Genomic DNA, 17,416 nt, shown 5'->3' on the forward strand with positions numbered 1-17,416 from the left:
GCCGTGTCACGGCCTGGACGGCTCGGCCGGACGCGGCGCCTGCTGTGCCCGGTGGCCGGTAACGACCGCCGGAGCGCCTGCGGACACTACAATAACGCCGTCGCGTGCGCCGGGCCCGCCGCCGCTCGGCCGCCACCCCGGGCGCCGTGCCCCGGATCACCGCACCTCCGCCGGGTGGCCCGGCCGGCCGGACACGCCGTCTCGGCCGGTCCTCGACCGCGGCCTCCGCTTTCGTAGACTCCTCAGCCATGACCGCGCCTGCGCCCGACACCCGCGACCGTGAGCCCGCCCCCACCGGCGGCGACGGGTCCGCGGCCGACGACTCGTCCGATCCGGGGTCGTCCACCCCGCGCCCGACGACGACCACGGCCCCGGAGCAGCCGGAGCCGGACACGGCGGCCGAAAAGCGGCGCGGCGGCCGGTGGCGGCGGGCCGACGCGCTCGTGGCGCTGGTCTACCTCGCCGGGGCGTTCTGGGTCACCGCCCGGGGCTGGCGCGACTACGACGGCCGGCTGCTCGGCAGCCGCCCGAACGACCAGGGCTTCAACGAGTGGATGCTGGCGTACGCGGCGCACGCTGTCACCAACCTGGAGAACCCGTTCTTCACCACGCTGCAGAACGCCCCGGCCGGCGTGAACCTGATGACGAACGTCGGGATGCAACTGCCCGGCCTGGTGCTCACCCCGTTCACCCTGCTGTTCGGCGCGTCCTTCTCCTATCTGCTGTTCATCACGCTGAACCTGGCCGGCACCGGGTACGCCTGGTACCACGTGTTGTCCCGGCACGTCGTCGGCTCCCGGGCGGCCGCGTTCGTCGGCGGGCTGTTCTGCGCCTTCGCGCCCGCGCTGATCTCGCACAGCAACGGCCACCCGCACATCACCGCGCAGTGGCTGGTGCCGTTCATCGTCTGGCGGGTGGTCGCGCTGTCGCGGGGCGAGCGGGTGATCCGCGACGGCCTGATCCTGGGCGGGCTGGTGGTCGCCCAGTTCTTCATCAGCCTGGAGATCCTCTTCCTGACCGCGCTCGGCTGCCTGATGCTGGTCCTGGCCTACCTCGCGTTCCGGCCCCGCGACGCGGTGCGCCGGCTGCGCCCGCTGCTGTCCGGCCTGGCGATCACCGGCGTGCTGGTGTCGGCCGCGGCGGCGTACCCGCTGTGGATGCAGTTCGCCGGTCCGCAGCACCGGGTCGGCCACCCCGGCACCCCGGACATCTACGCCCTGAAGCTCGGCTCGTTCGTCCAGTTCGCCACCAAGTCGCTCGCCGGTGGCCCGACCAGCGCGATCGGCTGGGCGCCGAACACCACCGAGCAGGCCAGCTTCTACGGCTGGTCCCTGGTGGTGCTCGCGGCCGGTGTGCTCTGGTGGCTGCGCCGGGAGACCACGGGCCGGGTGCTCGGCGCCGTCGCAGTGGTCTCGGCGCTGTTCTCCGTCGGCACCACCTGGACCGTCGGCACCCGCCGCACCGACGTCCCCGCACCGTTCGCCCTGGTGCAGGACCTGCCCGTGTTCGACTCCGTGGTGGTGTCCCGGTTCGCGCTGATCACCACGGTGGCGCTCGGCGTGCTGCTCGCGGTCGCCGGTGACCGGCTCGCCGCCCGCCGCACCGAACCCGCCGGCCGGCTGGCCGCCCGCGTCGGGGCCGTCGCGGTGGCCGCCGCGCTGCTGCCGATCATGCCGATGCCGCTCGATGCCAAGGGCCGCACTCCGGTGCCGGACTTCGTCACTGCCGGCACCTGGCGGGACCACGTGGCCCCCGGCCGCACGCTGGTCCCCGTGCCGGTGAACGGCATGACGTCGCTGTACTGGAGTTCCGCGGCGGTGGCCGGCTTCGCCGTCCCCGAGGGCTACTTCCTCGCCCCGGTCTCCGCCACCGACAACACCGGCCGCTGGGGCGTGGACCCGCAGCCCACGGCGAAGCTGCTCACCGCCGTCTCGCTCGGCGAGCGGGACACCGCGGTCGGCCCGGCCGACGTCGACCAGGCGCGCGCCGACGTCCGCTACTGGAAGGCCGACGCGGTGGTGCTGCCGGACCGGGGCGCCCGCCGCCACGACAACCTGAAGACCGTGCTGGACGCGCTGTACGGACCGGGGGAGCGGGTCGCGGACGTCTGGGTGTGGGACGTCCGGCCGTTCACCCGCTGACCGGTCAGGGCGACTTCGTCCAGATCATCAGCAGGTAGCCGCCGAAGTAGGCGGAGAACGCGACGAGTGTCGCCAGCACCGTGGCGGCCCGGGCCCATCCGGCCCGGGCCAGGCCCACGGCGGCGGGCAGCAGCAACGGGAACGCCGGCAGCAGGAACCGCGCCTTGGAGTGGTAGTAGCCGGCCGCGCCGAGCGTGGTGACGAGCATCAGGCCGCTGTAGAGCAGCAGCTGCCACGGCTGCCGGTCGATCGCGCTCAGCACGAAGAACATGATCGACAGCAGCGCCACCACGGTGACCACCAGCAGCGGCAGCGCCGCCACCTGGACCAGCGCCTGCTGCCCGCGGTCGACCGTGTAGACGCCGAAGTCGAACGTGGTGCCCCAGCCGGCGGACTGGATGTGGAACCAGCCGTCCAGCCGGCCGGTCCGGTCGCCCACCCAGGCCAGGTAGCCCAGCCAGCCGGCCGGGGCGAGCAGCAGCGCCGCCCACGGCCGCCAGCCGTCGCGCCGCCTGACGATCGCCAGCAGCGCGGCCAGCCCCACCACCGGGATCAGCGACGAGGCGGTGGGCCGGGTCAGGCCGGCGAACAGGCACACCACCCCGGCGGTGACCCAGTGCCGGCGCAGCAGCGCGTACAGCGTCCACGCGGCCAGCGCGGTGAACAGGCTCTCGCTGTAGCCCATCGACTCCACGACGGCGTGCGGCACGGCGCCCCAGAGCGCGGCGAGCAGGATGCCGGTACGCCGGTCGTGCAGGTGCGCGCCGATCGCGTACAGCCCCCAGGCGGCGGCCAGCGCGGCCAGCCACGCCACGATCAGGGCCGACTCGCGCGGGCTGAACGGGGAGACCCGCTCCAGGGCCGCGGTCAGGCCCGGGTAGAGCGGGAAGAACGCCATGTTGCTCTGGGTCTTCTCGTACGCGTCGTAGCCGTGCTGGACGATCCCCGCGTACCAGTTGCCGTCGGCCCGGGTGAGCCGCTCGACCGGGGACTCGCCCAGGTTGCGGGCCCACAGGTAGACGACGAGCAGGCCGATCAGCCGGATCACCGCGAACACCGCCAGCGCGGGTGCCGCGTCCCGGGCGGCGTCGCGCAGCCGCCGGACGGGGCCGGGCCGGACGCGTTCGGCTGTGGCCGGCCCGGTCGGCGGGGCTGGCGCGGGCCGGCTGGGTTCCTCGGTGGTCACCACGTCCATTGTGCGGTCCCGTTCGCGCTGAGCTGGGGTTGTCCGAGGGCCCGCGTGGCGCGGCCGGCGACCCGGCGAACGACCCGCAGCGGGCGCCGGCCGTTGAACAGGATGGAGGGTAGCAACCGGTCCGGCAGATCGTGGGGTACCGGCGGCGGTGGGCGTTCGCGTCGCGACCGCTGTCGTAGACTCGCTCGGGTCCGCGGGCGCGGTGCTGGCGACGACGAAACGAGCAGGAATGGGATCTGACGGCACGACCGCAGCGGCGGGCACCCGGGGACGGGTCGTGATGCTGGTGGACAACGGGGTCATCGGGGACTCCCGGGTGCAGAAGGCGGCCCGCTCCGCCGCCGACGCGGGCTGGGACGTCGTGCTGCTCGGCCGGGCGCCGGCCGGTCAGCCGCAGAGCTGGCGGCTCGGCGCCGCCGAGGTACGCCTCGTGCCGATGCCCGAGCCGCTGGCCCGCCGCCGGCACGAGTTCCGCCGGGCCTGGCTGCGGCACCCGCTTGCCTATCCGCCCAGCGGCATCGCGGCGCACCGTACCCAGGCGGTCAAGGCCTGGCGCGCGGACCTGACGGTACGCCGGGCGGCGCTCACCGTCGCGGCCCGCGAGTCCGGTGTGGGCCGGCCCGGCGGGCTGCCCTGGGCCGCGTTGCGCGCCGAGGAGAAGCTGTCCGGGCTGACCCGCAAGTGGGTCGGGTTCCGCAACCGTCAGCTCACCCGGGCCCGCAAGGGCCGCAAGCTGGACGGTCCCTGGGACCGCGCGTACACGCTGTTCTGGCGGAGGCTGCGCGGCGACGGCGCGTGGCGGCGCCTGGAGCCGGGCCTGTGGGACTACGAGCTGGCCTACGGCCCGGTCGTCGACGAGCTGGCGCCGGACCTGATCCACGCCAACGACTTCCGGATGCTCGGCGTCGGCGCCCGCGCGAAGGTCCGGGCCGCCGCGAAGGGCCGGCGGATCGCGCTGCTCTGGGACGCCCACGAATATCTGCCCGGCGTGCAGCCGTGGCGCGACAACGCCCGCTGGCTGCCCGGCAACGTGGCGCACGAGCGGGAGTACGTGCCGTACGCCGACGCCACCATGACCGTCTCCGGCGGCCTGGCCGACCTGCTGCGCACCGAGCACGGGCTGGCCGAACGGCCGGCGGTCGTGCTGAACGCCCCGGCGGTGGACGAGCTGCCCGCCGACGCGGCCGAGCCGGCGCCGGACATCCGCGCCCGCTGCGGGCTCGGCCCGGACACCCCGCTACTGGTCTACAGCGGGGTGGCCGCCGCCAAGCGCGGCCTCGGGGTGATGGTCGAGGCGCTGCCCCGGCTGCCCGGAGCGCACGTCGCGCTCGTGGTGAACAAGCCCGACTCGGCGTACGTCCGGGGCCTGGTCACCCGGGCCGGCGAGCTGGACGCGGCGGACCGGCTGCACGTGCTGCCCTACGTGCCGCACCACCAGGTGGTCCGCTACCTCAGCGGCGCCCAGGTCGGCGTCATCCCGATCCAGCACTGGCCGAACCACGAGATCGCGCTGATCACCAAGTTCTTCGAGTATTCACACGCCCGCCTGCCGCTTGTCGTCTCCGACGTGCGCACCATGGCCGAGACTGTCCGGGAGACCGGTCAGGGCGAGGTGTTCCGCGCCGAGGACGTGGCCGACTTCGTCCGCGCGGTCACCGCGGTGCTCGCCGACCCGCAGCGCTACCGTGCCGCGTACGACCGGCCGGGCCTGCTGGCCGGCTGGACCTGGGAGGCGCAGGCGCGGGTGCTCGACGAGGTCTACGCCCGGCTGCTGCCCGGCGCGCCGCCCCGTCCGGCGTCGCCGTCGCCCGCCCCGGTGCGACCGGCACAGGTGGAGGTGGGGGCGTGAGCGGGCCGGACGTGACAGTGGTGGTGGCGGTCTACAACACCATGCCCTACCTGACCGCCTGCCTCGACTCGCTCGTCGGGCAGACCATCGGCCTGGACCGGCTGGAGGTCGTCGCCGTCGACGACGGCTCCACCGACGGCAGCGGCGCGGAACTGGACCGCTACGCCGAGCGGTACCCGGGCACGGTCCGGGTGCTGCACCAGGCCAACTCCGGCGGCCCGGCGGCGCCGAGCAACCTGGCGCTCGACCACGCCCGCGGCCGGTACGTCTTCTTCATCGGCTCGGACGACCACCTCGGCCCGGAGGCGCTGGAGCGCCTCGTCGACGCCGCCGACCGGTGGGACTCCGACGTGGTGCTGGGCCGGATGGTCGGCACCAACAAGCGGTACGTGCACCAGGCCGTCTACGCCACCACCCAGGAGCGGCTCGACCTGTTCGACAGCGACCTGCCGTGGTCGCTGTCGAACACCAAGCTGTTCCGGCGGGAGCTGGTCGAGCGGTACGGCCTGCGGTTCCGCACGGACATGCCGATGGGCAGCGACCAGCCGTTCACGCTGGAGGCGTGCTTCCGGGCGAAGAAGGTGTCGGTTCTCGGCGACTACGAGTACTACTACGCGGTCAAGCGGGACAACGCCCAGAACATCACCTACGCCAGCCGGTTCTCCGAGCGGCTGCGCTGCGCCGAGGAGCTCGTCGGTTTCGTCGCCGGCCTGATCGAGCCCGGCGCGCGGCGCGACGCGGTGCTGGTGCGCCACTTCACCTGGGAGGTGGCGAAGCTGCTGCGCGAGGAGTTCCTCACCCTCGACCCGCAGGAGCAGCGGCACGTCCACGACCGGGTCCGCAAGCTCGCCGAGGCGTACCTGACCGACGGCGTGACCGCCCGGATGGCGCCGGAGGAGCGGCTGCGGGTGGCGGTGGCGCGCGACGGCGACCTCGACGCCCTGCGCACGTTGATCGAGCAGCAGTCGGACCGGTCCCTGCCCGATGTCGTCGTCGAGGGTGACAGCTGGTACGCCGACCACGTCGGCTTCCGCGACCCGGCGTTCGGCTATCCGGACGACTGGTACGACGTGACCGGCCGGGTCGCCGCGCTGCTGGCCAGGCTGACCGCGACCGGGCTGGCCTGGGGGCGCGACGCCGCCGGTGCCCGCGCCCTGGTGATCACCGCGCGCAGCCGCCGGGCCGAGCTGGCCGAGCTGAGCGCGGACGCGCTGCGCGTCAGTGTGGGCGATCTGACGGGTGTCACGTCGGTGGAGTCCGCCGCGCCCGGTACCGTCGTACGGACGGATTTCGCGGTGGACCGGTTGCTGGCGGTCGTCGCGGCGGCCGGCGAGCGTCGTATCGTACGCGCCGAGGTCTCCGCCCTGGGCGGGACGGGCTCGGCGCCGCTGCGCGCCGACCGCCCGGTCGGCGCACCCCGGCTGGTGGTCCGGCGCGGAGTCCGGTGGCACCTCGTCACGCCCACCACGAACCACAAGGGCCAGGTGATCGTCGCGATCACGCCGGTGACCCCCGGTCGGTTCCTTGCCCGCCTGCGCCGAATCTGGCCCTCTGGAGGAAAGTAGTTCATGAACATCTGCGTCGTCGCGCTCGGCAAGATCGGTCTTCCCCTGGCCGTGCAGTTCGCGTCGAAGGGGCACCGGGTGATCGGCGCCGACGTCTCCGAGCGGGTCGTCCAGCTGGTCAACGACGGTGCCGTGCCCTTCCCGGGTGAGGCCGACCTGGACGTCAAGCTCAAGGAGGCGGTGGCCGCCGGCCTGCTGTCGGCCACCACCGACACCGCCACCGCGGTCGCCGAGTCGGAGGCGGTCGTCGTGGTCGTGCCGCTGTTCGTGGACGCCGAGGGCGTGCCGGACTTCGGCTGGATGGACGACGCCACCCGGGCCATCGCCCGTGGGCTGAAGCCGGGCACGCTGGTCAGCTACGAGACCACGCTGCCGGTCGGCACCACCCGTAACCGGTGGGCGTCGATGCTCGCCGAGGGCTCCGGCCTGACCCCCGGCGCCGACTTCCACCTGGTGTTCAGCCCGGAGCGGGTGCTCACCGGCCGGGTCTTCGCCGACCTGCGCCGCTACCCGAAGCTGGTCGGCGGCATCGACGAGGCGTCGGCCGCGCACGGCGTCCGGTTCTACGAGGCGGTGCTCGACTTCGACGAGCGCCCCGACCTGGACCGCCCCAACGGCGTCTGGGACCTCGGCTCGGCCGAGGCGTCCGAGCTGGCCAAGCTCGCCGAGACGACCTACCGGGACGTGAACATCGGCCTGGCGAACCAGTTCGCCCGCTTCGCCGACACCGTCGGCGTGGACGTCACCAAGGTCATCGAGGCGTGCAACACGCAGCCGTACAGCCACATCCACTCGCCCGGCATCGCGGTCGGTGGCCACTGCATCCCGATCTACCCGCGGATGTACCTGTGGAACGACCCGGCCGCGACAGTGGTCCGCTCGGCCCGCGAGGCAAACGCGGCCATGCCGGAGTACGCGGTCGACCTGCTCGCCGCCGCGTACGGCGACCTGACCGGGGTGGGCGTGCTGGTGCTGGGCGCCGCCTACCGGGGTGGCGTGAAGGAGACCGCGTTCTCCGGTGTCTTCCCGACCGTGGAGGCGCTGCGCCGCCGGGGTGCGGTGCCGTACGTCTCCGACCCGATGTACACGAACGAGGAACTGGTCGCGCACGGCCTGCCCGGCTACGACGGCGAGCCGCTCGGCGCCGCCGTCATCCAGGCCGACCACGCGGAGTACCGCACCCTCGCCCCGGCCGACCTGCCGGGCGTGACGGTGCTCGTCGACGGCCGCCGGGTCACCGACCCGGCGCGCTGGACCGGCGTGCGCCGGGTGGTCATCGGGGGCTGACCCCAGAGGCTCCACGGGCCCCGGCCGTCGCGGACGGCCGGGGCCCGTCGCGTGCCGCCGTCGCAATCACGCCGTGCGGAGTTCATCTGCCGGACACCCCGGCAATACTTGTGTCATGTGATCCGTTTAGGGTCGCAGCCGTCGGAAATCGACCCGGACCGACATCGGTGGGGCAGACAGGGAGCGTGTCGTTGTTCAGCAGAGTACGCAGCCAGCAGGGTCTCGCCGCGGTCGGCGCGACGCTTCTCGGCTACGCGGTCATGGTCCTCGCCGGAGTCCTCGGCCTGGTGGTCCCGTACGCGGTGGCCGCGGTGGTCGCCGTCGCCGGTGAGCTGGCCCTGGCCGGGCGGCACACCGGGACCGCCACGCTGCTCGACAAGGCCGGTCTCGGCACCACCTTCCGGCGGCTGGTCCGGGATCTGTCGGTGGTCCTGCTGGTGGTCGCCACGGTGCGCCCCGGCGTGGCCGGCACCGTCGCCGTCCTGCTGCTGCCCGCCGCGCTGTGGACGGTCGCGGTCGCCACCGGCGCGGTGACCAAGGTGATCGACGGCCGGGTCGACCCGCCGGCGTACACCCGCAACATCGACCTCGGCGCGCTGCGGCGGGTCCCGGTGCCGCCGGCCTGGGCGCGGCGGCTGGCCGGGTTGCGGATGCCGCTGCTGAACGTGCTGCTGGTGCCGGCCGCGGTGCTCGCCGCCGCGCTGGACCGGGTCGCCCCGGTCGTGGTCACCGGCCTGGTCACGCTCGCCGCCGGCCTGGTCACCGCCGCGGTGCTGGCGCTCACCGCGCTGCGCGGCCGGGGCAAGGCCCCGGGTGTGCTGCCCGCCGTGCACGACTGGATGGCCCGGGAACGGCCCGAGGTGGCGCTCTACTTCGCCGGCCCGGCCAAGGACGTCTACCAGGCCAACATGTGGCTCGCGCCGGTGGAGGCGACCGGCCGCCGCGCGGTCGTGCTGCTGCGCGCCGCGGACGCGTTCGGGCAGCTCGCCGACACCCGGCTGCCGGTGATCTGCGTGCCGGCCGGCGTCGACTTCATGAACCTGGACCTGAGCTCGCTGCGCGTGGCGCTGTACGCCGCGAACGTCGGCGCCAACATCCACCTGCTGCGGGAGCCGGGCGTGAAGCACGTCTTCGTCGGCCACGGCGACAGCGACAAGCAGGCCAGCGTGAACCCGTACAGCAAGGTGTACGACGAGGTCTGGGTGGCCGGTCCGGCCGGGCGGGAACGGTACGCGCGGGCCGACGTCGGCGTGCTGGACCGCGACATCGTGGAGATCGGCCGGCCGCAGCTGGCCGGGGTGCACACGTTCGGCTCCGGCGCCGCCGACCACCGTTTCACGGTGCTGTACGCGCCGACCTGGGAGGGCTGGCTCGACGACGACCCGTACCACACCTCGCTGGTGCTGATGGGGGAGCGGATCGTGTCCGGCCTGCTCGCCGCCGGGGACGTGCGGGTGATCTACAAGCCGCACCCGCTGACCGGGACGCGCTCGCCGAAGGCCCGCGCCGCGCACGAGCGGATCGTGTCCCGGATCAGCGCGGCCGGCGGCGAGACCGAGCCGTCCGCACTGGACGGCGCCGCGCACCTGGTGGTCACCGGCCGCACGCCGGGGCTGTTCGACTGCTTCAACGTCACCGACCTGCTGGTCAGTGACGTGTCCAGCGTGGTCTCCGACTTCGTGCAGAGCGAGCGGCCGTACGTGGTGGCCAACCCGGCCGGCCTGCCCGAGGACGAGTTCCGGCGGCAGTTCCCGACCGCGCGGGCGGCGTACCTGCTCTCGGCGGACTGCGGCGAGCTGACGAAGATCCTCGACGTGACCCGGGCCGGCGACGACCCGATGACCGGGGCGCGGCGGGAGCTGAAGGAGTACCTGCTCGGCCCGGCCGGGTCGAACCCGATGGACCGGTTCCGGGACGAGATCGGCCGGCTCTGCGGCTGAGGCGTACCGGCTACGGGGCGACGACCGGCGCGGTCGCCGCCCCGTACCGCGTTCAGCCCTGGTGCGGCGGGTTGTCGACGTCGCGGGAGACGACCTCGCCCTTGGCGTCGACCCAGCCCTTCGGGCGGGCCGGGTTGCCGGCCACCAGCTGGTACGGCTTGACGTCGCGGGTCACCACCGAGCCGGCGGCGATCATCGCGTACTCGCCGACCTCGATGCCGCACACGAGCGTGGCGTTCGCGCCGATCGACGCGCCCCGGCGGACCAGCGTCGGGGTGATCGTCCAGTCCGGGTTCTGCGCGCGGGGGCGGAAGTCGTTCGTGAACACCGCGCACGGGCCCACGAACACCTCGTCCTCGATGGTCACGCCCTGGTAGACCGAGACGTTGTTCTGGATCTTCACCAGGTCGCCGACGGTGACGCCCGCGTCGACGTAGACGTTGCGGCCGATCACGCAGCCGGCGCCGACCTGGGCGCTGGACCGGATGTGCGCCAGGTGCCAGACCTTCGTGCCGTCGCCGACCTGGGCGCCGTCCTCCACGTCGGCCGTCGGGTGGACGAAGACGGAGGCGGACCGGTCGTTGCTGTCAGTCATCTCAACTCGCATCATGCAGGGCGCGTCGCGCCGACGGGCGGGCTCGACGCAGCATAACGAGCGCTCACCCGAGCAGTTCGGCCACCGCGTCGGCGGCCGGCCGGTCGGCCGGCAGCGGGTGCGCGGCGACCACCGCGTCCACCGGCAGCGCGGCGTACAGGTGCGGGAACCGCGCGCCGCCTCGGGACACCTCCCAGCGCAGCGCGTCGCCGAGCCGGGACTCGTCCACCGCGAGCACGGTCAGGCCGGTGACCCCGGCGAAGAACCTCCGCGCGGTCTCCACCACCTGGTCGGCGGCGGACAGGTGCACGTAGCCGTCCTGCCGGTCCATCGCGGTGCCGGCGAACCGCCCGTCGGCCCGTGCCCGCGCCCACTCGTCGTCGGTGAGAATCTTGTAGATCACCACCGCAGCCTAGAGCGGCCTCGCGTCCCGGCGGCGCGTCTGCCACCATTCGCAGGGCAACACGTCGAGCGGAGGGAGGCACGGGTGCGGATCCTCCTGGTCGAGGACGACCGCCGGGTCGCCGCGGCGTTGTCGTCGGCGCTGACCCGGCGCGGCTACCAGGTGGAACACGCCGCCACGGTGGCCGCCGCGCTCTCCGCCGCCCCCTGCGACCTGGTGCTGCTCGACCTGGGTCTGCCCGACGGCGACGGCACCGAACTGTGCCGCGAGCTGCGGCGGCGCAGCAGCCGGCTCGGCATCATCGCGGTGACCGCGCGCGGCGAGGAACGCGACCGGGTGCTGGGGCTGCGACTGGGCGCCGACGACTACGTGGTGAAGCCGTTCTCCATGGTGGAGTTGCAGGCGCGGATCGAGGCGGTGCTGCGGCGGGCCGCCCACACCGCGCCGCAGCGCAACCTGATCGAGGCCGGGGCGGTCCGCATCGACGTGGGCGGCCGGACGGTGAACGTGGCCGGCCGGGACGTCACGCTGACCCGCAAGGAGTTCGACATCCTGCTGTCCCTGGCCCGCCAGCCCGGGGTGGCGGTGCCGCGCGAGCGGATCCTGCTCGACGTGTGGGGCACCACCTGGGCCGACCGGCACACCGTCGAGGTGCACGTCGGGTCCTTGCGCGGCAAGCTCGGCGACCCGACGCTGGTGGAGACCGTACGCGGGGTCGGCTACCGGCTCCGCGACGCGTGAGGAGGGGCCCGTGCGCCGCCGGCTGGTGATCAGCTACCTGCTGTTGATGGTGCTGGTCCTGCTCGCCCTGGAGACGCCGCTGGCGGCCACCCTCGCGACCCGGGAGACCGACCGGGTACGCGCCGACCGCCTCGCCGACGCCACCCGCTTCGCCTCGCTGGCCGGACCGGCGTTGCGCGGTGGCGGTTCCGGCCCGCTGGACGGGGAACTGGCCGCCTACGACGCGCTGTACGGCATCGGTGCGGCGGTGGTGGACCGGGAACGGCGCACCGTTGTCGCCTCGACCGGCTGGAAGCCGGACGAGGGCGCCGGCCCGGCGCTCGACACCGCGCTCTCCGGACAGCAGTTCAGCGGCCCGGAGTCGGTGTGGCCCTGGGACAGCGGGCCGGTGGTGACGGCCGTACCGATCAACGACGGCGGCGAGGTGCTCGGCGCCGTGGTCACGACCAGCCCGGCGGACGGCGTGCGCCGCTCCGTCACCGTGTGGTGGCTGCTGCTGGCCGGCATCGGGCTGCTGGCGGTGCTGGCCTGCGTCTCGACCGCGTTCGGGCTGGCCGGCTGGGTGCTGCGCCCGGTCACCGAGCTGGACGCGGTCACCCACGAGATCGCCGAGGGCCGCCGCGCCGCGCGGGTCCGCCCCCGGGTCGGCCCGCCCGAACTGCGCCGGCTGGCGACCAGCTTCAACCACATGGCCGACGCGGTGTCCGACGTGATGGACCGGCAGCGCGCCTTCGTCGCGCACGCCAGCCACCAGCTGCGCAACCCGCTCACCGCGCTGCGCCTGCGGGTGGAGGAACTGGGTCCCAGCCTCACCGACCCGGACGGACGCGCCGAGCACCAGCTGGCGCTGGAGGAGACCGACCGGCTCGCCACCGTGCTCGACGCGCTGCTCACCCTGGCGCGTGCGGAGCGGGAGGAGAACCAGCGGGTCACTGTGGACGCCACCGCCACGGCCGCCTCCCGGGTGGCGGCCTGGCTGCCGCTGGCCCGGCACCGCGAGGTCGCACTGCGCCTCGACGCGACAGACGCGCCGGTGTACGCCTGGACCGTGCCGACCGCGATCGACCAGGCGCTGGACGCCCTGATCGACAACGCGGTGAAGTTCAGCGGCGCCGGGGGAGAGGTGACGGTGACCGTACGCGCCGACGGCGGCGGGACGGTGCTGACCGTCGGCGACACCGGCCCGGGCATGACGGCGAGCCAGCTCGACCAGGCCACCGAGCGGTTCTGGCGGGCGCCGGACGCGCAGAACGTGGACGGCGTGGGTCTCGGCCTGACCATCGCGGCGGTGCTCGTGGACGCCTCCGACGGCCGGCTCACCATGCGTCAGGGCGAGCCTCGGGGCCTCGTCGCCGAGCTGTGGTTCCCGGCGCCCGCCCCCGGCCCGCCCGAGGTCGTCGCCCCGCCCGAGGTCGCCGGCCCGCCCGAGGCCGTCGGGCCGCCGGAGGCCGTCGGGCCGGTCTGGCGCTGACCCGTCGTCAGGGCTTCGCGTCGCGATACCACTGCGCCGCGCCCGGGTGCAGTGGCAGCGGGGTGGTGACGATGGCCGACCGGGGGCTCATCCGTCCGGCCGCCGGGTGGGCTGCGGCCAGCTCCTGCCGGCGGTCCATCAGCAGCCGGGTCACCTCCCGCACCAGCGCGGCGGGCAGGCCGGCGCGGACGATCAGGTAGTTCGGGTTCGCCACGGTGCTGACCGGGTCGGCCCGGTACACCGAACGCGGCACGTCCCGGGTCACGTAGACCTGCCCGTACGCACGGCGCAGCGGCTCGGTCCAGGCGCCCAGGTCGACGATCCGCAGCGAGGTCCGCTGGGCCAGGTCGGCGACGCCGCGCACGGGTAGCCCGCCGGAGAAGAAGAACGCGTCGATCCGTCCCTCGCGCAGGGCCGCCACCGAGTCGTCCAGCCCCAGGTGCTCCTGGCGTATCCGGTCGCCGTCGAGCTGGGCCACCGCCAGCAGGCGGGTCGCGGTGATCTCCGTGCCGGAGCCGTCGGCGCCCACCGACACCCGCCGGCCGCGCAGGTCGCCGAGCGTGCGGATCGGCCCGCCGGCGCGGGTGACCAGGTGCAGCAGGTCGTCGTAGACCCGGGCCACAGCCAGCACCGACGGGTGCTCGGGCTCGCGCGGCGGCAGCACGTCGGCCTGGGTGAAGCCCAGTTCCGCCTCCCCGCCGCCGACCAGCCGGACGTTCTGCGCCGAGGCGGCGGTTACCACCACCTCGGCCCGCACGCCTGGTAGCTCCCGGTTGAGCAGCGCCGCGAGCGACTGGCCGAAGGCGTGGTAGACGGCGGTGGGGCTGCCGGTCGCGATCCGGATGCGGGTCGGCTCGGACGGCTCGTCCCGGCACGCGGTGAGCCCGGTGACGAGCAGGAGCACCAGCACGAGCGGGGCGGCGGCGCGCACAGGCCAGTGTCGGCTCACGGGCTGCACTCTGCGCCGTGCACCCGTCGCCGCGCAAGCCCGGACCGTGCACCTGCCGCCCGGGAGCCCGGACCGGGCCGGTCAGTTCGCCGGGGCCAGCTCCGCGCTCTCGGTGATCCGGTCCCGGTGCTCGCCGTTCGCCACCACCACGAGGAAGCAGCCCGAGCCGGGCCGCAGCGCCGCCGGCACGTCCAGCAGCGCCGCCCCGCGTACCAGCACCGCCGCCAGGTCGCGGTCGGCGAGCCGGATGCCGAGGCAGTGCCGGCGTACGTGCCGGCCGCCGGCGAGCAGTGCCGCCCGCCAGGCCGCCGCGGCCAGCCGGGGCCGCCACAGCCGCCGCGCCGCCGAGGCGCCGGGGAACGGCCCGCCGAGCAGCTCCCGGCGGCCCTGCCGCCAGCCCGTGGCCAGCAGATTCGCGTACGCCGCCCGGTGCTGCTGCGGCACCGAGAGCCGGTGCAGCTCGTAACGGCGGCGCAGGCCACCGGTGGTCAGCTCGTGCTCCACCGGCACGTCGAGGCGGCCCAGGAGCTGCCGCATCCGCTGTGCCGCGTCCTCGCGGTTGAACTCGGCGATCCCGGCCCGGTGCGATCCGGAGTCGAGCCGGCGCACGCCGGCGGCCGGTGGCGGGGTGCAGCGCACCATGCAGGCGATCTCGAAGGCGTCGGTCAGGGTCAGCCAGTCCAGCGGCGGTGGCGACGGGCTCGGGCGGTCGAGCAGCGTGGTGAGCATCGGCGCGGCTCCTCGGTCAGATTCGGGGTGCCTCTACCGTGGCCCCCCAGCGCCGGACCGGGAACCGCTGCGCCCGAGCCTTGAGCAAAATTTGCGGGAAGCGCGCGCCTCAGAGTTCGGTGACCACGAGGTCGACCTGCCGGGGGCGGCCGGCCGCCCGGGGCGCCTCCTCGACCGTGTACTTCAGCTCCCGCAGCGCCCCCACCAGCGCGTCGGCGGTGCGCGGCCGGGCGTCGGCCAGCAGCAGATCCCGCACCAGCCGGCCCTTCGTGGCCTTGTTGAAGTGGCTCACCACCGACCGGGTGGGCGTGGCGTCCACGGTGCGTTCGTGCAGCACCCGCACCGTCACCGTGCGTTCGGCGAGCGCGCCGCGCGGCGTCCAGGTGGCCGCGTACGCGCCGGAGCGCAGGTCCAGCACCGGGCCGCGTCCGGCGGCGGGCTCCAGCACCGGGCCGAGCGCCTCCCGCCAGTACGCCGACAGCGCACCGAGCCCCGGCAGCCGCGCCCCGATCGGGCAGCGGTACGGCGGGATCCGGTCGGCGAGCCGCACCGCGCCCCAGAGCCCGGAGCTGATCAGCACCTGGCGGCGGGCCGCCCGTTGCGCGTCGGGGGGCAGCGTGTCCAGGCCGAGCGCCTCGTAGAGCACCCCGGTGTAGAGCCGTCCGGCCGGTGCGGTGGCCGCCTTCCGCAGCCGGGCGTTGCGCCGCAGCTCGCCGCGCTGCCCCTCGGTCAGGCCCAGCGCGGTCCGGGCCGCCGCCTCGTCCGGCCCGGCGCACAGGTCGACGAGCGCGGTCAGGACCGCCTCCCGGGCCGGGTTCAGCTCGGTCAGGGACAGCCGGGACAGGTCCAGCCGGCGGCCCGTGCCGGCCTCGGCCTTCCCCTCCGACGGGGGCAGCAGGATGAGCACCGGCACAGCGTACGGGCCGGGTTCAGCGCCACGGCCGCACGGCACGGTCGGGGTGGTACACGCGACTGCCGCCCACCTCGGCGACCACCGCCGCGTCGGCCCGGTCGCCCAGCAGCCGCCGCAGCGTGCGCTCGGCCGGGGAGCCGGCCGTCACCACGTACCCGGGCCGCTGGGCGCGCGCCACCCGCCGCCAGTACGCCGGATAGCGGTTCTGCCCCGGCGTGAGCGCGCCGTCGAGCACCCCGCACGCGACAGTCTCCCCGGTGTTGAAGATCAGCCGGTTGCAGGTCCAGTAGTCGCCGTACACCTCGCGCAGCCCGGCCCTCTCCACCGTGTCGGCGAGGCGGCGGGCGGTGCGCTCCTCGTCCCGCACCGCCGGCACACCGGCCAGGAACGCCACGGTGCCGGCCAGCGTGGCGGCGGTCAGCCCGGCCAGCACCACAGTCGCCGTGACGCCGCCGATCCGGGCGGCCCGTCCGGCGGTGGCCCGCAGCGCGTGCGCGGCGGCCAGCCAGAGCGGCCACAGCACGGCCGGCAGCGAGATCTGGAGCACCGACAGGTAGCGGGCGTTGCCGAGCGGGTCGGTCGCGGCGAGCGGGCTGCGCACGTACGCCAGGAGCGTCAGCGCCGCGCCCGCGACGAGGCCGAGGATCGCCGCGGCCCGGACCCGCGCGGCATGGTCGGCGGCCCGGCGGTACGCGCGCAGGCCGAGCGCGGCGGCGGCCACCAGCAGCACCGGGTAGAGCAGGCCGAACCACTGCGCCCAGCGTGCGCAGCCGTCCATCGGGCACATGCCGGACGCCAGCGGCACCCCCTCCAGCAGCCCGCCGCGCAGCCGTTCGGCCAGCGGCGGCGCGACCCCCTCCTTGGTGCTGATCTCGCGGAACACCGACAGCGAGTCCTGTCCGGGCGGCGCGACGAGGTTGTCCTTGATCACCGGGGCGATCCCGGCCAGGAAGCCCACGACCAGCAGCACGCCCGGCCAGCCGATCAGGTCCCGGGGCACCGCCACCGCCAGCACCACCGCCGCCACCAGCAGGTACGGCGCGATCAGCCAGTCCGACCAGAGCGCCAGCCCGGCGAGCAGCCCGAACGCGCCGGTGGCCAGCCAGTGGTGCCGGATCCGCCGGTCACCGAGCGCGACCGCGATCAGCAGCATCGCCAGCACGGCCGGCTTGACCTCGGGACGGCCGCCGACCGCCGTGAGCTGGTCGCGGACCACGCGTTCCGAGCCGAGCGCCAGCAGACCCACCACGGCGACGGCGAGCCAGGGGGAGAACAGGCGGCGGGTCAGCCGGTACGCCAGCCACAGGAAGACCGCGAAGAGCGCGAGCAGCGGCAGCCGCAGCAGCGGCCAGGCCGGCCCGCCCCAGCCCACGAGCGGCGCGGCCAGGTACGACTCCAGCATGCCCATGTAGCGCTGGCCGTAGAGGAAGACCGGCCGTTCACCGCGCCCGGCGATGTGCAGCGCGGCCAGGCCGAACGTGGCCTCGTCGCTGTTGGACGCGGGCACCGTGAGCAGCGTCAGCACCAGCCGGTAGCCGACCCCCGCGGCGCCGAGCAGCAGCGCCACCAGCGCCGGCGCGTCCGGACGCGGTCGCACCGGGTCCCGCTTCGTCGTCGACACGACAAACGCCCCCGTCG

Annotated in this window: 14 protein-coding genes; 7 read left to right on the forward strand and 7 right to left on the reverse strand. The window is 74.8% G+C overall.

The features are described 5' to 3' along the window. Positions 1-248: 248 nt before the first annotated feature. Positions 249-2,141, forward strand: coding sequence for a hypothetical protein (locus tag AB0D28_RS23330; protein ID WP_357388915.1), 1,893 nt, complete (start codon positions 249-251; stop codon positions 2,139-2,141). A gap of 4 nt (positions 2,142-2,145) precedes the next feature. Here AB0D28_RS23330 and AB0D28_RS23335 read toward each other — a convergent pair whose 3' ends face one another. Further along, positions 2,146-3,336, reverse strand: a complete 1,191-nt coding sequence (locus AB0D28_RS23335) for a hypothetical protein (RefSeq protein WP_357388917.1) — start codon at positions 3,334-3,336, stop codon at positions 2,146-2,148. 280 nt (positions 3,337-3,616) lie between these two features. Here AB0D28_RS23335 and AB0D28_RS23340 point away from each other — a divergent pair, with 280 nt between their 5' ends. From AB0D28_RS23340 to AB0D28_RS23355, 4 genes are all read left to right on the forward strand, one after another. After that, positions 3,617-5,185, forward strand: coding sequence for a glycosyltransferase family 4 protein (locus tag AB0D28_RS23340; RefSeq protein WP_357388977.1), 1,569 nt, complete (start codon positions 3,617-3,619; stop codon positions 5,183-5,185). After that, positions 5,182-6,750 (forward strand): glycosyltransferase, encoded by a 1,569-nt coding sequence (locus tag AB0D28_RS23345; RefSeq protein ID WP_357388919.1) that lies wholly within the window; start codon positions 5,182-5,184, stop codon positions 6,748-6,750. The genes AB0D28_RS23340 and AB0D28_RS23345 overlap by 4 nt, the downstream gene beginning before the upstream one ends. 3 nt (positions 6,751-6,753) lie before the next feature. Then, complete coding sequence (locus tag AB0D28_RS23350) at positions 6,754-8,037, forward strand: nucleotide sugar dehydrogenase (RefSeq protein WP_357388921.1); 1,284 nt, start codon at positions 6,754-6,756, stop codon at positions 8,035-8,037. A 191-nt stretch (positions 8,038-8,228) separates the two neighbouring features. Further along, complete coding sequence (locus AB0D28_RS23355) at positions 8,229-9,977, forward strand: CDP-glycerol glycerophosphotransferase family protein (protein WP_357388923.1); 1,749 nt, start codon at positions 8,229-8,231, stop codon at positions 9,975-9,977. 52 nt (positions 9,978-10,029) lie between these two features. On the opposite strand, the gene AB0D28_RS23360 is transcribed toward AB0D28_RS23355, so the two are convergent. Both AB0D28_RS23360 and AB0D28_RS23365 read right to left on the reverse strand, forming a co-directional pair. Next, positions 10,030-10,572, reverse strand: a complete 543-nt coding sequence (locus AB0D28_RS23360; protein ID WP_357388925.1) for an acyltransferase — start codon at positions 10,570-10,572, stop codon at positions 10,030-10,032. Positions 10,573-10,636: 64 nt separating this feature from the next. After that, positions 10,637-10,975: a DUF952 domain-containing protein gene (locus AB0D28_RS23365; RefSeq protein WP_357388927.1), complete on the reverse strand. Its 339-nt coding sequence runs from the start codon at positions 10,973-10,975 to the stop codon at positions 10,637-10,639. Between the two features lie 84 nt (positions 10,976-11,059). Between AB0D28_RS23365 and AB0D28_RS23370 the strand changes: the two genes are divergently transcribed. Continuing rightward, positions 11,060-11,716: a response regulator transcription factor gene (locus AB0D28_RS23370; protein WP_357388929.1), complete on the forward strand. Its 657-nt coding sequence runs from the start codon at positions 11,060-11,062 to the stop codon at positions 11,714-11,716. A 10-nt stretch (positions 11,717-11,726) separates the two neighbouring features. Then, positions 11,727-13,187, forward strand: a complete 1,461-nt coding sequence (locus AB0D28_RS23375) for a HAMP domain-containing sensor histidine kinase (RefSeq protein WP_357388931.1) — start codon at positions 11,727-11,729, stop codon at positions 13,185-13,187. Between the two features lie 7 nt (positions 13,188-13,194). On the opposite strand, the gene AB0D28_RS23380 is transcribed toward AB0D28_RS23375, so the two are convergent. The 4 genes from AB0D28_RS23380 to AB0D28_RS23395 all read right to left on the reverse strand — a co-directional run bounded on the left by AB0D28_RS23380 (position 13,195) and on the right by AB0D28_RS23395 (position 17,399). After that, positions 13,195-14,136, reverse strand: a complete 942-nt coding sequence (locus AB0D28_RS23380) for a TAXI family TRAP transporter solute-binding subunit (RefSeq protein ID WP_357388933.1) — start codon at positions 14,134-14,136, stop codon at positions 13,195-13,197. Between the two features lie 81 nt (positions 14,137-14,217). Continuing rightward, complete coding sequence (locus AB0D28_RS23385) at positions 14,218-14,865, reverse strand: hypothetical protein (protein WP_357388935.1); 648 nt, start codon at positions 14,863-14,865, stop codon at positions 14,218-14,220. Positions 14,866-14,974: 109 nt separating this feature from the next. Further along, positions 14,975-15,778 carry a peroxide stress protein YaaA gene (gene yaaA / locus AB0D28_RS23390; RefSeq protein WP_357388979.1) on the reverse strand — a complete coding sequence of 268 codons (804 nt, stop codon included), beginning with the start codon at positions 15,776-15,778 and terminating at the stop codon, positions 14,975-14,977. Between the two features lie 16 nt (positions 15,779-15,794). After that, a complete protein-coding gene (locus tag AB0D28_RS23395; RefSeq protein ID WP_357388937.1) occupies positions 15,795-17,399 on the reverse strand; it encodes a hypothetical protein in 1,605 nt (534 codons plus the stop codon). Positions 17,400-17,416 lie beyond the last annotated feature (17 nt).

The organism is Micromonospora sp. NPDC048169 (assembly GCF_040652815.1).
In the GTDB taxonomy this organism is placed as follows: domain Bacteria; phylum Actinomycetota; class Actinomycetes; order Mycobacteriales; family Micromonosporaceae; genus Micromonospora.